At 41.5% G+C, this 15918-nt stretch carries 13 protein-coding genes; 5 read left to right on the top strand and 8 right to left on the bottom strand.

The window, feature by feature from the left end:
- Positions 1–4: 4 nt before the first annotated feature.
- The 4 genes from IT970_RS11820 to IT970_RS11835 form a co-directional block, all read right to left on the bottom strand.
- Positions 5–1348 (bottom strand): Na(+)-translocating NADH-quinone reductase subunit A, encoded by a 1344-nt coding sequence (locus IT970_RS11820; RefSeq protein ID WP_036969071.1) that lies wholly within the window; start codon positions 1346–1348, stop codon positions 5–7.
- 357 nt (positions 1349–1705) lie between these two features.
- The gene (gene fabV, locus IT970_RS11825) at positions 1706–2899 is read right to left on the bottom strand and encodes an enoyl-ACP reductase FabV (RefSeq protein ID WP_075594432.1); all 1194 of its coding nucleotides are present in this window, start codon (positions 2897–2899) and stop codon (positions 1706–1708) included.
- A gap of 109 nt (positions 2900–3008) precedes the next feature.
- Positions 3009–3320, bottom strand: a complete 312-nt coding sequence (locus tag IT970_RS11830) for a BolA family protein (protein ID WP_074989043.1) — start codon at positions 3318–3320, stop codon at positions 3009–3011.
- Positions 3321–3391: 71 nt separating this feature from the next.
- Positions 3392–3979 carry an alpha-ketoglutarate-dependent dioxygenase AlkB family protein gene (locus tag IT970_RS11835; protein WP_036966474.1) on the bottom strand — a complete coding sequence of 196 codons (588 nt, stop codon included), beginning with the start codon at positions 3977–3979 and terminating at the stop codon, positions 3392–3394.
- A 42-nt stretch (positions 3980–4021) separates the two neighbouring features.
- Here IT970_RS11835 and IT970_RS11840 point away from each other — a divergent pair, with 42 nt between their 5' ends.
- Genes IT970_RS11840 through IT970_RS11855 form a run of 4 tightly spaced genes read left to right on the top strand, consistent with a single transcriptional unit; the run spans position 4022 to position 7760 of the window.
- Positions 4022–5155 (top strand): methyltransferase, encoded by a 1134-nt coding sequence (locus IT970_RS11840; protein WP_074989066.1) that lies wholly within the window; start codon positions 4022–4024, stop codon positions 5153–5155.
- A gap of 13 nt (positions 5156–5168) precedes the next feature.
- Positions 5169–5720, top strand: coding sequence for a YajG family lipoprotein (locus IT970_RS11845; protein ID WP_036966471.1), 552 nt, complete (start codon positions 5169–5171; stop codon positions 5718–5720).
- Positions 5721–5722: 2 nt separating this feature from the next.
- The gene (locus IT970_RS11850; RefSeq protein WP_036966468.1) at positions 5723–6340 is read left to right on the top strand and encodes a peptidylprolyl isomerase; all 618 of its coding nucleotides are present in this window, start codon (positions 5723–5725) and stop codon (positions 6338–6340) included.
- A 40-nt stretch (positions 6341–6380) separates the two neighbouring features.
- A complete protein-coding gene (locus tag IT970_RS11855) occupies positions 6381–7760 on the top strand; it encodes an AmpG family muropeptide MFS transporter (protein WP_036966464.1) in 1380 nt (459 codons plus the stop codon).
- A 117-nt stretch (positions 7761–7877) separates the two neighbouring features.
- Here IT970_RS11855 and IT970_RS11860 read toward each other — a convergent pair whose 3' ends face one another.
- The 4 genes from IT970_RS11860 to erpA all read right to left on the bottom strand — a co-directional run bounded on the left by IT970_RS11860 (position 7878) and on the right by erpA (position 13237).
- Entirely contained in the window at positions 7878–8117 is a 240-nt protein-coding gene (locus tag IT970_RS11860) for a helix-turn-helix domain-containing protein (RefSeq protein WP_036966461.1), read from the bottom strand.
- Positions 8118–8620: 503 nt separating this feature from the next.
- A complete protein-coding gene (locus tag IT970_RS11865; RefSeq protein ID WP_065978657.1) occupies positions 8621–11695 on the bottom strand; it encodes an efflux RND transporter permease subunit in 3075 nt (1024 codons plus the stop codon).
- A gap of 2 nt (positions 11696–11697) precedes the next feature.
- A complete protein-coding gene (locus IT970_RS11870) occupies positions 11698–12795 on the bottom strand; it encodes an efflux RND transporter periplasmic adaptor subunit (protein WP_036966455.1) in 1098 nt (365 codons plus the stop codon).
- 103 nt (positions 12796–12898) lie between these two features.
- On the bottom strand, positions 12899–13237 hold the full coding sequence (gene erpA / locus IT970_RS11875) for an iron-sulfur cluster insertion protein ErpA (protein WP_036966451.1): 339 nt from the start codon (positions 13235–13237) through the stop codon (positions 12899–12901).
- A gap of 179 nt (positions 13238–13416) precedes the next feature.
- Between erpA and IT970_RS11880 the strand changes: the two genes are divergently transcribed.
- Positions 13417–15789, top strand: a complete 2373-nt coding sequence (locus tag IT970_RS11880; RefSeq protein WP_051501723.1) for a diguanylate cyclase domain-containing protein — start codon at positions 13417–13419, stop codon at positions 15787–15789.
- The last annotated feature ends 129 nt before the right edge of the window (positions 15790–15918 follow it).

Below are 15918 nucleotides of genomic sequence, written 5' to 3' on the forward strand. Positions count from 1 at the left end.
CTCTCTAGCCTTCCTTCTCGATCGTAGTCAAGCAATCGCGTAGGATTGAACCGTACTCGTATTTACCTGGACAAACGAAGGTACATAACGCTAAATCTTCTTCATCAAGCTCTAGAGCACCTAACGTTATAGCACTATCAAGGTCACGTGCGATTAAGTCACGTAGCAATAATGTAGGTAAGATGTCTAAAGGCATAACACGCTCATAGCTACCAATTGGAACCATGGCACGCTTAGAACCACCTGTCGAAGTCGTCATGTTGAATAGACGGCTTGGCGTTAGGTGAGATAAGAAGGTACGTGTTACTGAGAACTTGTCAGAACCTGGCGCAATCCAACCAAACAATTCTTTTTCGCGACCTTCAAGTAATACAGATACTTGAACATGGTAACGACCTAAGAACGCATGTGGACCTTGTGAAATAGAACCTGATAAAACAGAACCAGAAATAACACGGTTATCACCGTCTTCTAATTCACCAGCGACTAAATCATCTAAAGAAGCACCTAACTGAGTTTTCACTAAGCGTGGGTTTTTAACACGAGGACCTGCAAGCGAAACAACACGATCTGTGAATATTTCACCTGTTAGGAATAAATTACCAAAGGCAATAACGTCTTGGTAACCTAAGTGCCAAACCTGCTTGCTAGCAGAAACTGGGTCTAAGTGATGAATGTGTGTACCCACTAGGCCTGCCGGGTGTTTGCCACCAAACTCATGTACTTCTACTTGAGGGATTGATGAACTAGGCACTTGGCTACCAGCGTGTTTACAAACAAATACTTTGCCGTCAGTTAAACGAGATACCACCGCTAAACCCGCTTCAAATGCTGCAGAATTCTCAGCAATAATAACTGCAGGATCTGCAGCTAACGGGTTAGTGTCGATAGCCGTTACAAAAATAGAGCTAGGATTTGCATCCAACGCAGCTATTCTGCTGAATGGGCGAGCACGAAGTGCTGTCCATTGGCCTGACTGAACAAGTACTTCTTTCACTTTTTCACGGTCTAAGCTCGAAAGCTCGTCGGCCTTGAAAGAGTCAAAGGTGATTTGCTCACTGCCATTAACTTCAATAACAACAGATTGCAGCACACGTTTAGCACCACGATTAATTTCTTTAACTACCCCAGAAGCTGGTGCAGTAAATAATACGCCTGGGTTCTTTTTGTCTTCAAAAAGTACCTGGCCTTTTTTGACTTGGTCATCCACGCGGACATGCATGGTTGGACGCATACCAATATATTCTTCACCTAGCACAGCTACACGTTTGACGGCAGAGCCATCATGAATAACTTGCTGAGGTGCGCCCTCTATCGGTAAATCCAGACCTTTTTTTATGTTGATCATACGCACTTGCATTACATTAACGGAAAGAAACTGAAAAATCGTACCAACTACGTCGCTCTTTGATATGCTCAAGTCAAATTCTTAGTATCTTAGTATCTAAGAACAGCTTGTTTAACACCCCAAACAAGCAACGCAGTAAACTCCTCACATATATTGCCCGAATTTTAACATCAATCAGGGTGACTATGCGAGAGCAAATATTAAATTTATACGACTGATGTGATTATTTAGACTACAAAATCCATTTGAATAAAATTCAATATAGACCAAAGTGCTATTGATGCCGTTTTATTTTAGAGAAAAAACAAAAAAGTCGCTTAAAAAAGCGACTTTTATAAATTTAACGTTTTTTATCGATTAATCGATCAACTGAGAAATTTCAACAACAGGATTCACATCTTGCTCGTAATCAACGCTGTCGATACCAAAACCGAATAAACGTAAAAACTCATTATGGTAACCCACGTAATCGGTTAATTCGTCAATCGTTTCTGTATCAACGGTATCCCAAACATGTTGTATACGTGCTTGCACATCGTCTTCCAACTCTTTGTAGTTTTGGAATAAATGACCACCTTCATCAAAACGAGGCGTGTCGCCGTAAAGGTTTTCAGTAAATAGCGCATGAATTTGCTCAATGGTGCCTTCGTACGTACCGTCTGCTTTCATTACTTTAAATAATGCAGAGATATAAAGTGGCATAATTGGAATTGCCGAGCTTGCCTGCGTTACCACAGCATTTAAAGAAGACACATACGCTTCGCCATTTAAGTCTTTTGTTGACTCTTTAATCGCTTGCGTTGCACGGTCAAGGTCTTCTTTTGCTTTACCAATTGTCGCATGACCGTAAATTGGCCACGTTAACTCTTTACCAATATAGGTATACGCTGTTGTTTTGAAGTTATCAGCAAGTACATCGGCTTCTTTTAATGCATCAATCCACATTTCCCAATCTTCACCGCCCATTACTTTAATTGTATTGTCGATGTCTTCTTGGCTTGCCGCTTCAACCGTTACTTCATCAATCACACGCTTAGACGTATTTAAGTTTTTAGTCGTGATATCTGAACCGATTGGCTTTAATGTAGACGAATATGTCTCACCCGTATTTGGGTCTGTACGACGTGGTGACGCTAAGCTGTAGATAACTAAATCAACTTTACCTAAGTCTGCTTTGATAGTCTCAATTGCTTTTTGCTTGATTTCATTTGAAAACGCATCGCCATTGATGTTTTTAGACCACAGACCAGCTTCTTCCGCAGCGGCTTGAAATGCAGCGGTGTTGTACCAGCCAGCAGACCCTGTTTTACGTTCTGCCCCTTCTTTTTCAAAGAAGATACCTAAGGTGTTTGCGCCGCCACCAAATGCAGCCGTAATACGTGATGCTAGGCCGTAACCTGTTGACGCACCAATGACTAATACATTTTTAGGTGCATTGCTTAGTGGTCCTTGCGCTTTCACATAATTAATTTGTTCTTGTACGTGCTCAGCACACCCTACTGGATGCGCGTTAGTGCAGATAAATCCACGAATTTTAGGCTTAATGACCATTGATCATCCTATATCTATCACAATAAAAATTAGCGCTAGTTTAAAGGCTAATAGTAAAAATACAGGTCTGATCAGTCATATAAAATATATAACTGATCACACCATCCAATTAATCAAACTTAGAACCGCCCATACACGCAGGTGATTCAGGCGCTTGCCCTTGATGTTGTGCAAATTCATCAGGCGTAAACGTGTGTATCGCTAAAGCATGAATATGATTAGCAAGCTCATCTTTTAGTAACTCATTTATTTGACGATGACGGGCTAGTAAGCGCTTACCTGCGAACTCTTCACTCACTACAATCACTTTAAAATGTGAATCAGTGCCGCGACTATGCATATGACTTTCATTAACAACATTCAGGTGCTTGCACTGAATACCCGCGGCGAGCTTTTGCTCAATTTGTTGTTGCATTGACATCTGTCATAAACCTTTTAGCAAAATAATTGAGCGTTACTATATCAAGGGGATGGTTCATTTTTCCAATGATTTTACATTATTGATCTAAAGGTCAGGTTAATTCGAGGGTGCTTAAGCTTTTGCTGCTTAGGTAAACTATGCAGATAATCCCGTTGGCTTGTGCCATTCATTACTAAGCAACTGCCACTTTGTAGCACGATACTCTGTTGCTCATTGGTGTGTTTATGTTTTATTTTGAACACACGCTCAGCCCCCAGCGAAATAGACGCAATCGTCGGTTGCTTGCCAAGTTCGGGTTCATCATCACTGTGCCACCCCATACAGTCGTGGCCATCTCGATACAAATTAACCAATAAAGCATTAAAAGGTATCTGTAACTGCGCCGTTAAACGTTTTCGCATGGCATCCAGCACATCAGGCCAAGGTTCAACAATCAATTTTGATCCTGAGTAAGCGTAATTAACGTTTTCATCAGCAATAAAACACTGCAAGCGTGGGATAACATGACGTTTGCCATACACCGTAATTTCGGGCTGTTGCCAATGTAGGTTTTGCTCTAAGTAATAAAATAAGTCGAGACTTTTTTGGGCACTAAGAGCTTGGGCCTGATAAGAAAAGCCATTTGGTAGATGATTAGGGTTGGCGTTTGGCTGTTGCATGTTAGAATTTACCTATACTTAAATACTTATCGTAAAAACATGATGACCACCCAAGCACAGCTCGGTGATAGCACCTATACCCTTGAACGTTTTCCTTTAGATCAAAAAAATCGTAGCCTCCAGGCCTGGGACTCTGCTGATGAGTACCTAATTGATTATGTACATGAACACCATTCACACGCAAATTCTGTCCTTATTCTCAATGACAGCTTTGGGGCATTGGCATGTGCATTTAACCAGTTAACCGTTTATTCAGTTAATGATTCGTATATTGCCCATCAGGCCACCCTTTATAATTTAAACGCCAATGAGTTAAAAGCGGATTCGTTAACGCGCTTAAACTCACTTGAGAGTTTACCAAACCACGTTGATTTAGTGATCTTAAAAGTGCCACGAAATTTAGGCTATTTGCAACATCAATTAGCAGCGATTAGTGCAGCATTACCTGCTGGTATTGATGTAATAGCCGCGGGAAAAACTAAAGAGATTCATAACTCGACAATAAAAGCGTTTAGCCAGTTTATCGGTGAAACAACAACCAGCTTAGCCGTAAAAAAATCACGCTTAGTCATAAGTAAAACAAGTGGATTAGATAAACACGCTGCATTTCCGGTTAGCTGGCCACTGGAGGGCAGCGAATTTGAAATTCAAAATCACGCAAATGTTTTCTCGCGCGATTCATTAGATATCGGCGCCCGCTTTTTCTTTAACTATTTACCACAAACCAGTAAAGCGCGCAGTATCATCGATTTAGGTTGTGGCAATGGTGTGGTGGGTTTAATGGCTTTAAAACGTTGCCCTAAAGCACAGCTTACGTTTGTTGATGAATCGTATATGGCGGTTGAGTCAGCACGACTCAATGTTGAAACTAATTTACCCGAACAATTAGCACACTGTGAGTTTGTGCAAAACGACTGCTTAACCGATTTTGCAGCGAATAGTGTTGACCTGGTGTTATGCAACCCACCTTTTCATCAGGCGCAAGCTGTCACAGACCACATTGCTTGGCAGATGTTTAAACAAGCTAAACAGACGCTTAAACCTGGCGGCGAGTTAAGAATAATTGGTAATCGTCATTTAGACTATCATGAAAAATTAAAGCGTATGTTCGGCAACTGTAAGTTATTAGGTTCTAATAAAAAGTTTGTCGTGCTTAGTGCGATTAAAAATAATTAATGGAGCAATATAAATGAGAAAAATACTTCCTTTATGTGCGGTGCTTTTGCTGGCTGCGTGCAGCAATCAACCAAATCAGTTAATTTTAAACCCCGTATATCAAAGCGGTAAAATCACTCAAATTAATAGTAATGTGAGCACCAGTGTCATTGATTTACGTGGTGACAATGTGACGTTAAAAATTATCGAATCAGATAAAACCAAAACGCTTGCAAGTCCGGGGATTACCGATTCTGTTAAAAGTGCACTTGATAGCGCGTTGAGCCGCAATGGTGTCAGTATTTCTAATCTTGCCACCACGCGTTTCGAAATTGATATCCATAAATTACAAGCAGTGGTCACTGAAAAAATGATGACTCACACCAGCGCCGCAAGCATCGAGTTTGGTGTGCGAGTTATCAGAAACGACAGTAGCTTCAGTAAAGTCTACCATGGCAATGCGAACCTTGAAGGCCCTCTAAGCCATGACCGAGCCAAAATTGAGAGTCAGCTGAATAAGTTGACTGAACAATTAATTACCCGCATTGTATCTGACCCAGAATTAATCGCCTATTTAGAAGGTTAACTATGAAGCGCATTTTATTACTTAGTTTTATTTTATTATTTGCTCACAGTTCATTCGCGGCAACTGAAGGTAAATTTATTCAAAAAGACAACATGTTTCCACGGGTCGAAATAGTGACCACGTTGGGAAGTATTGTTGTTGAAATGGATCGCTCTCGCGCCCCTATAACGGTCAATAACTTCTTAACTTATGTGGCCGACGGCAGCTATCAAGGAAGCGTGTTTCATCGCGTTGAACGTGATGAAGATAATGAACGCGACTTTGTAATTCAAGGGGGGGGTTACGATAAAGACTACGACGGTCTGCACGAGAACGACCCTATCTTCAACGAGAGCGGTAACGGTCTAAAAAATGACATGTACAGTATCGCCATGGCCTATCAAGACCGTAAACCGCACTCAGGTACACGTCAATTCTTCTTTAACATGGATGACAACGATCACTTGAATCCGGGCCGTGATTGGGGATTTGCTGTGTTTGGTATGGTTATGGATGGTTATGAGACCTTAGACAAAATCATGCGTGTTGAAACTGCATTCAATGAAAAAATAGGTTACAGCTTTGTGCCTAAAACCCCTGTCGTTATTTTAAATGTAAAAGTACTCGAAGCTAATCAATAATAATTAGGGGGCTTGGCGCCCCCACAAACACGGCAACACTATGACAAAAACCCTTTCAATCTCAGAGTACTTTTCGTACTTCAAAGACAAACGTCTGATCAATATTTTTATCTTCGGCATTAGCAGTGGCTTTCCTTGGGTACTGATTGGCTCGGTGATGTCAGCATGGCTGAAAGATGAAGGGTTAAGCCGCAGCATGATTGGCTTATTTGGCATTGTGTTTGGTGCATACAGTATTAACTTTTTATGGTCTCCGTTGGTCGACCGCGTAAAGTTGCCAGTATTATTTAAATGGCTTGGCCAGCGTCGCAGCTGGATTTTGCTTTGTCAGTCAGTGATTTTTATAGGCACCTTTTCACTGGCAGGACTAGATATCAAAGCGAACCTTTGGTTTGCTGCTGCACTGTGTTTAGTTATCGCCATTGCCTCTGCCACTCAAGATATAGCCATTGATGCGTTTCGTATTGATACGTTAAGCGAAAATGAAAGCCATAAAGCGACCGCAGCCGCCGCTATGGCGACATCAGGTTGGTGGAGTGGCTACGCACTGTTAGGTGCCCTGCCCTTTTATATGGCAGATATTCCATCCATTGACTGGCCCCAAGTTTATTTTTTCTTATCCGTTGTCATGCTGCTATTAATGAGCAGTGTGTTTTGGGCAAAAGAGCCTGAATCAAACCGTGAAGTTGTCCAAGCTGAACTTGAGCACACCTACCAGCAAAAACTCGCTGGGGGACAGCAAACGCGATTTGCCAAAGTACTTGCATGGTTAGCGGTAACCGTTTTTGATCCATTTAGAACCTTCTTTGCACGCAACGGGGTAAAAACCGCGCTCGCGCTACTAGCGTTTATCTTCTTATTTAAAATAGGGGAAGCATTTTTAGGGCGCATGTCTATCGTGTTTTACAAAGAGATTGGTTTTAGCAATAGCGACATCGCTACCTTCTCAAAAGTGGGTACCGCTTTTCTTACCATCGCTTTTACTTTCGTGGGTAGTCTATTCAATCAGCGCTACGGCATTGTAAAAGGCTTATTTATCAGTGGTATTGCAATGGCTGCTTCTAACCTAGCCTTTGCGTGGATTGCCGTGGCAGGCCCTAAATTAAGCCTATACGCGTTTGCTATTATTGTTGATGGCTTTACACAAGCTTGGTCACTCGTTGCCATGGTGGCGTTTATATCAATGCTCTGTGACCGAGCCTTCAGTGCAACGCACTACGCCTTGCTTGCCTCATTAGGAAATTTAGGCCGAACTCTACTCTCAAGCTACAGTGGTGTGGTGATTGATGACTGGTTATCAGGGAATTGGGCACTGTTTTTTGTGCTTACTGCCGTTATGGTTATTCCGTCGCTGGTATTTTTATTCTTAATACGCCACAAACTTTATGCATTAGAAAGCAACTATCATAAGAGCAATTAACAAAATAAGAACGTATGTGATTAAATGTAACCTGTATTTAGAGGGGTCTTAAATAGTGCATCCATGCACTATTTTCATTACCACGCACGCTAAGGGCTGCCTGCGTGTAATGAATAATTAAGCTTCTTTAAGTAAGTTAAGACCTTCGTATGGGTCCACTTCTAGCGCATCACAATAGCGCATAAATTCGATTACATCTAAACGACGTTCTTGGTTTTCAATTTTACCAATGAACGAATGCGGCGTACCTAAAACCTGTGCTAGGCTGCGCATTGTATGGCCTTTCTCATGGCGTTTAGTTTTTAACCACTTTGTTAATTTTGAGTTTTCTTCAGAAGAAACTGTTTTACCCATCATAAAATACATCTCCTACTAGATGATTCAAGTTAATAAATTTAGAGCGAAATTTTGCCCGTCTCACTCTTGGATACATTATATACTAATAACTTTTTCTGTGAACGGTTAATTATACAAATGTCCACTTTTTAGGTATAGACCGTTTTTGTTAACAAGCCTAAGTTTAAGCTAAAATTAAAGCACAAGCTCTATTATTAGTTGCCTAACTGTACCAAAAAATCGTTCAATTGGAACCTTGTAAAATTGAAAATATAACTTTAAAAATTGCATACTTATGCTTAAAGTGTATGTAAATACTGAAAAAGGCTAGGAAATGTTTCGTATATTATTTTTGTTGCCAATTGTACTCTGTGTAGCGTGGTACCTTTTTTTAAAACAAAATCGTGTACCAATTAAGCAAGGCAAAAAAGGGTTCGTCTATATTTTGATCATATCTGGAGTGGTTTTAGGCTTTTTCTTACTAATGATTAAAGTGACCCAACACTAGGGTCACTTTCTATTAACTAGCGCGCGCGATCTCGTAGCATAAGCAAGCAGGGTGTTAACACCAGCGTTAAAACTGTTGCAAATGTTAACCCGCCCGCTACGGCCGTTGCTAATTGCACCCACCACTGCGTAGAAGGTGCCCCAAAGTCGATTTGGCGATTAAATAAGTCAATGTTGACCTGTAGCACCATCGGCATTAAGCCAAGAATTGTCGTAACGGTAGTAAGCAGTACGGGCCGTAAACGCTGTGCCCCTGTTCTGAGGATTGCATCTTTTGCAGCCAAGCCCTGCTGACGCAACACGTTATAAGTGTCAATCAGCACAATATTATTATTAACGACAATCCCTGCCAGTGAAATTACGCCAATACCCGACATAACAATACCAAAGGGCTGTTGAAGTACAATTAAACCTAGAAATACACCAACAGTTGAGAATAACACGGCACTTAAAATTAAAAATGCCTGATAGAAACTATTGAACTGAGTAACTAAAATAATCCCCATCACGAACAAAGCAACTACAAATGCTTGCTCAAGAAAAAGCTCTGACTCATCTTGATCTTCAGTTTCACCCCGCACTTTAATTTTTACTCGCGGGTCGAGACCTTGCTCTTCTAATTGCGCCTGTAAGCGTGGCAGCGCTTTGGCAAGCTGCTCACCTGGCTTCATGTCGGCATTAACGGTAACTACACGCTGTGAATCAACACGGCGAATTGTATCAACTTTAGGAGCGGCTTGGCGCTCAACAAAATGACTAATCGGCACTTGTCCGTGTATGGTTTTAACACGTAACGTTTCTAAGCGGCCTAAATCTCGTTTATCGTGAGGAAAACGAACTCGAATATCAATTTCATCATCGACATCATCTGGTCGGTACTCGCCGAGCTTCAAACCATTTGTAATAAGCTGCACATTCGCACCTAACATACTTGCATCGGCACCAAAACGCGCTGCATCTGAGCGATTGAGCTTAAGCTGCCACTCAATCCCCGGCTTAGACGCTGTATCGTCTACATTACGAAACGCCCCGTCATCTTCAATCGCTTGCCGTACTCTTTTTGCCTCGCTATTTAATACGTCTACAAACTTTGAACTTAGCTCAATACTCAGTGCTTTGCCGCCACCGGGCCCGTTTTCATCCTTGCGTAGTTCAATTTCAACACCTGCGAAACCGGCTGTTATTTCCGTTACTTGGCTAATAATATTCTCGGCTGGCGGTCGTTCATCCCACTCTTTAAGATTCATTCTGAACGTCCCCACCTGATCTTTGCCCCCAGTCCTTGCATACAAGGTTTTTATACCTGGGACTTCTAAGATCCTTGATTCTATCTCTTTCATGATCACATCTTTTTCATAAATAGATAAATCGCTGTACGAACGCACCTTAATATTGACGCCATTAGGTTCAACATCGGGGAAAAACTCAACCCCTAATTTTGATACGGCAAAAGTAAAAAACACCAAAACAGAGAATATAATCGCAGCAGTTAAGCTCCACCACGGTCGCTGCGTAGCAAAGTCAAGCATTCGGATATAACGCCCAAGCAACCCTTTTATTTGCGTTAAATCGCCCGATTCAGCCAGTGCCAAGTCAAGTTTTTGCTGTGCAGATAATGGCCTCGTTTTACCAATTAAGCCGCCAATAGTAGGAACAAATACAAGGGCCATTAACAGTGATGCCGATAACGTAGCAATTAATGTAATTGGTAAGTATTTCATAAACTCGCCCATCATTCCCGGCCAGAAAATCAATGGCGCAAATGCAGCTAAGGTTGTGGCTGTTGACGCGATAATAGGCCAAGCCATTCGCTCGGCTGCATGACGGTAGGCTATTTTGCGAGGTTTTCCTTCACTCATTTCCCGATCAGCAAACTCACTAACCACAATCGCACCATCAACCAGCATCCCCACGGCCATAATAAGTGCAAATAGCACCACAATATTTACCGTTAAGCCAAACATGGAGATAACCAAAATCCCGGTGAGGAATGAACCGGGGATAGCAATGCCAACTAAAAAAGCGGTACGAGCACCTAGTACAGCCACAATAACAATCACCACCAGCAAAACGGCCGAAAGCACGTTGTTTTGCAAATCTGACAGCATCATTTTAACGTCTTTCGACATATCACCGGTGTAGTCCACACGAACATGCTCAGGCCAACGCTTTTGAGCTTCATTAACCACATGTTTAACCTGCTCAACGGTATCAATAATATTTTCACCTGCACGCTTTTTAACTTCTAACGAAACAGCCTGTTGACCATTAATCCGCGCTATTGAGGTTGGATCTTTATAGGCTCTGCGAATTTTTGCGACATCCATAAAGCGCACAACGCGGTCACCCACGACTTTGACAGGTTGCTCCATTACATCTTGAATCGTTTCGAAAACCGACGGTATTTTTACCGCAAAACGACCTTTGCCTGTATCGAGGGTTCCTGCTGCGACCAAACGGTTATTATTCGACAGCAGTTGAATGATATCGCTTGGTTCTAGCCCATATGAAATCATGGCTAATGGGTCAACTTCAATTTCAACCATGTCTTCTCGGTCACCACCGACATCGACCTCAAGGACACTAGAAATACTTTCAAGCTCATCTTTAAGGTTTCGCGCTAATGTGAGTAACCCTCGCTCTGGCGAATTACCTGACAACGTTAAAGTAATGGTTGGTTGCTGATCTTCCATCAGTATTTCATGTACTTCTGGCTCTTCTGATTCAGAGGGTAACTTCGCTTTTGCCAAACTCACTTTATCGCGTACATCTGCCAACGCTTCTTTAGGGTCCATACCGGCAAGAAACTCAAGTGTGACCGAAGCATGGCCTTCGCTTGCCACGGCTGTCATCTCTTTAACCCCTTCGATTGAGCGAAGCTCTATCTCCATAGGCCTTACAAGCAGGCGCTCGGCATCTTCTGGCGAAATGCCATCATGAATAATCGAAACATATATAAAAGGAATGGTGACATCTGGATTGGCTTCTTTAGGAATGGTTTGATAAGTCACCCATCCCGATATCAACAATAGAATAAAAATAGATAATACCGTGCGGGTATGAGTTAACGACGCCTCAATTAAGTTTTTCATACTTACTTGCTCGCTACCTCAGCAAATACAGGCTCAACTTTATCTCCTGCTCTGACAAAGCCCTGCCCTAAAGTTATCACATTTGCTTGCTCACCTAGGCCCCACAACCACACACCTTCTTCGGTAGTTTTTGCTAAATTTACCGATTTAAATTCTACCCTATTATCATCATTGACTATTTTTACCCCGATATTGCCTTGCTCATCCAATGCCATAAAAGCAGGGCTTAAAAGCATGGCAGGTTCTGCGGGTAACTCGATATTTAATTGTGTCGAAAACCCGGCTTTGTAGTGCATACCTGGGTTCGCAAATGCAGCCTCCACTCTGAATGTATTTGTGCTTTCATCTGCGACGGAGGCGATGTAACGAATTTTTCCTGGGTAGGTTTTATCATTAAGAACATGGGCAAACGTGGCTTGACCAACCTGTAAACCTTGAATTTCTTTTTGTGTCGCATCGGCTCTCACTATCAGAGGGTCTAGGTCAACCAATTGCAGAATTGGGTCACCAATGCCAACATAATCACCGATTTGTACTAAGCGTTTGTTGATCACACCATCAAATGCCGCTCGAATATCTGTGCGCTGATACATCAGCTCTAAACTCGCAAGCGCCGCTTTAGCTTGTTGCAATAATGCTTGAGCACGCATCGTTTGTACTTTATTTTGCAGCCCTTGCTGATTCAGTTTTAATGCGCCTTCATATTCAGTTTCATATTGAGCAACCAGCGCTTTGGCCGAGGTTATTTGAGCTTTTAAATCTGATTTATCAAGCCGTAAGATAATCTCATTTTGTTTTACAAACTGCCCCTCTTCAACCAAAATTTCAGTTACTTGGCCTGCTTGTCTGGCACTAATATTGGCGGTTTTATCTGGCTCTGATTTACCATAAAAAGTAAGGTTTTTATTTATATTTTGTGCGGTTAACCGCACCACCTGTACTTTGGCAATTCGGTCTGAATTTGTAACTTGGTGATTATTTTCATCATCGACTTCCGGTGACTCAGTCATGCCAGAAAGCATCCAAAGTACAATCACAAGTACAATAAAAATAGCTAAAATATAAGGTTTCTTTTCGAGTGCTGTTCTTAGATTTAGCAACGCAAAATTCCTTCTAATGATGCGTAAGTATAGTTAGGCTGGGATAATTAGGAAGTGTAAGCAATAAAAAAGCCACATCAAGTGGCTTTTTTCAAATTATTTTTTAAACGCTGAAGCTAGCGCCGCAACCGCAGGTTGTTGTTGCGTTGGGGTTGTTGACAAAAAAGCGTGCTCCTTCAAGGCCTTCAGTGTAATCCACTGTGCCATCGACAAGGTATTGAATACTCATTGGATCAACAACTAAGGTCACCCCGTTTTTTACAATTTCTAAATCGCCAGGGTTGGCTTTTTCATCAAAAGTAAAACCATATTGGAAACCTGAACAACCACCACCTGTTACATAAACACGTAATTTTAGATCTGGATTCTCTTCTTCTTCGATTAACTGTTTAACACGAACAGCTGCTGCATCGCTGAACTTTATTGGCAACTCATCCGACATACCAAAACCCTCAAAACCTATGATATGACGATTATCTAATACCCGAGTGTTTTAATCAAGTATCGCCACAAAGTCATCATATTTTACGAGACCGAATTGGCCAACCCATTAGCATTGAGCTAATGTTTATTTGTACTACTTTTGAATTAAGCAAAATTTAACGATGAGGGATCATCATAGTGATAGATCATTTAAGGCTCCATTTTATTAATGCCAATATAGATAGCGCACCGGTTATCCCCGCAAGCTATGATGGTTTATTGGTTTTTGCCTCGATACTTACTGCGGTGTTCGCATCGTATGTGTCTTTTTTACTATCTAGTCGCATTAAAAGCTCACACTTAAAAAACGAAAGCTTAATATGGACAATACTGGCTTCCTGCTTTTTAGGGATTGGCATTTGGGGCATGCACTTTGTTGGTATGCTGGCTTATACCCTCCCCATTGCCATTGAATACAACACCACCATTACTTTACTCTCGGTACTACCCAGTGTATTTGCAAGCTACATTGTATTGTCACCGGCACTTAGCCACGGTCGAAGACTCATATTCAGAAGTATTTTAATGGGGGCTGGGATCGGCTGTATGCATTTTGTTGGCATGATGGCCATGATGATGCCAGCTCATATGGCTTATGAGCCTTGGTTATTCTCTTTGTCTATTTTGGTTGCCATTGTTCTTTCGGGTATTGCGTTAAAAATTAACGATTTGAGACAATCTCGAGGCATTCATCACACCCGCATTAATCTGCTTGGCGCAATTATAATGGGCAGTGCTATATCGGGCATGCATTATATTGGTATGATTTCGATGTCTGTATTTGAAACAGAGCACACCGTATATATAAACACACACGACAACTCCACCCTTGCACAACTTGTGATGACTGTTTTATTGGCGCTGAGCCTTCTTGTGCTGGGGATTGTTGAATTAAGAGCCCGAAGTTTATTATCCGCCAAACTCAAAGCCGTGCTTAACACTGTTCAAGATGTCGTTATAAGCTTTAATAGCACGGGAATTATAGAATTTGCGAATCCAGCCGTGTTACCTGTATTTGGCTACCGGTCCGATGATTTAATTGGTAAACATATTCACCTTCTTATCCCTGAAAAATCAGCTGAACTCAGCGATATATTTAACGGCTCTCAACTTAACATACCAAACGCAAAAAAAAGTAAAAGTCGACTGTTAAAAGGACAAAGAGCAAATAAACAGTTGTTTCCCATCACACTCACAATCAGCTCGATAGGCAAACAAGAAAAAGGCCCTTATGTCGCCACGATTAAAGATTTAAGTGACATCCAAAATCAGGAAGCATTCACACAAACCATTTTTGATAACTTGCCCATCATGCTGTTTGTAAAAGAAGCTGAGCATTTAAGTTTTAGCCATGTAAATAAAGCTGGCGAAGAACTGCTTGGCAGACGTAAAGAGCAATTAATAGGTCTGAATGATTTTGATATTTTTAGTAATGACGAAGCTGCAAACTTTGCCCAAACAGACCGAGACGTGCTTAATAAAGACGGAATAATCACATTAGATGAAAAGCCAGTAACGGTTGACGGTAAAACACATTACTTACGTACTCGTAAACTGGCTATTAAAGACAGTAATGGAAAAGCACGATATTTACTCGATGTATCAGAAGACGTTACAGAGCTAAAACAAGCCAAAACAGAACTTGAAAACTTGCATCAACGCATGTCGATGGCTGCCGATGCAGCGCACATTGGTATTTGGGAGTGGAACTTTGAAACCAACGAATTAATTTGGGATGACTGGATGCATACCCTGTTCGAAATACCCAAGTCACAGTTTAAAGGCGATTACGCAACATGGGCTAATACTCTGCACCCTGATGAATATGAGCGAGTTACCAATAAACTCAAGCTTGCTCTATTAAACAACGAAGAGTTTCATGCTGAATTTCAAATAGTATTACCCTCTGGGCAAACTCGTTACCTAAATGCCGATGGACGTATTTATGGCAACCGTATGATTGGGGTTAACTTTGACATTACTAAACGGGTCATGGCAGAGAAGAAAATAAGGCAGTTAGCACAAACAGATCATTTAACAGGCCTTGCTAATCGAAATGCTCTCAGTAAGTTCATAAAACACGAATTTGATCGCAGTGAACGCACCGGGGCAAAGGTGGGATGTTTATACTTTGACTTAGATAAGTTTAAACCTATTAATGATACCCACGGCCATTTAATGGGTGACTTTGTTCTTGTTGAAGTAGCCAAACGATTACAAGATACGGCTCGTAAAACAGATTGTGTCGCGCGTATTGGTGGCGATGAGTTTGTTGTTGTCATAACCGATATCGAAAACCTTAGCCAAGTGAAACGGGCACTTACGCGGTTTATCAATGCTATTTCGGCTCCTATCGCCTCTGAAGTTGGCTATTTAAATATTGCCACGAGCGTTGGCTATGCCATCTATCCTGATGATGCTAAATCACTTGATGAACTACTTCATAAAGCCGATGAGCGCATGTATAAACAAAAACGCAGTAGCCATGAAAGCATACCCCAGTACAAATGAATAATTAAAAAGATAAAATGTCTGCAACATGTTTTTTTGCGTATACTTATTAAACGATTAATAAAAAATATTTTCCATGCGCGCACCCTATTTATCCGTCACTCTATTTCTGCTTTGCATATTTCATGC

Origin of the sequence: Pseudoalteromonas sp. A41-2 (assembly GCF_015767615.1) — a bacterium.
Taxonomy (GTDB): domain Bacteria; phylum Pseudomonadota; class Gammaproteobacteria; order Enterobacterales; family Alteromonadaceae; genus Pseudoalteromonas; species Pseudoalteromonas lipolytica.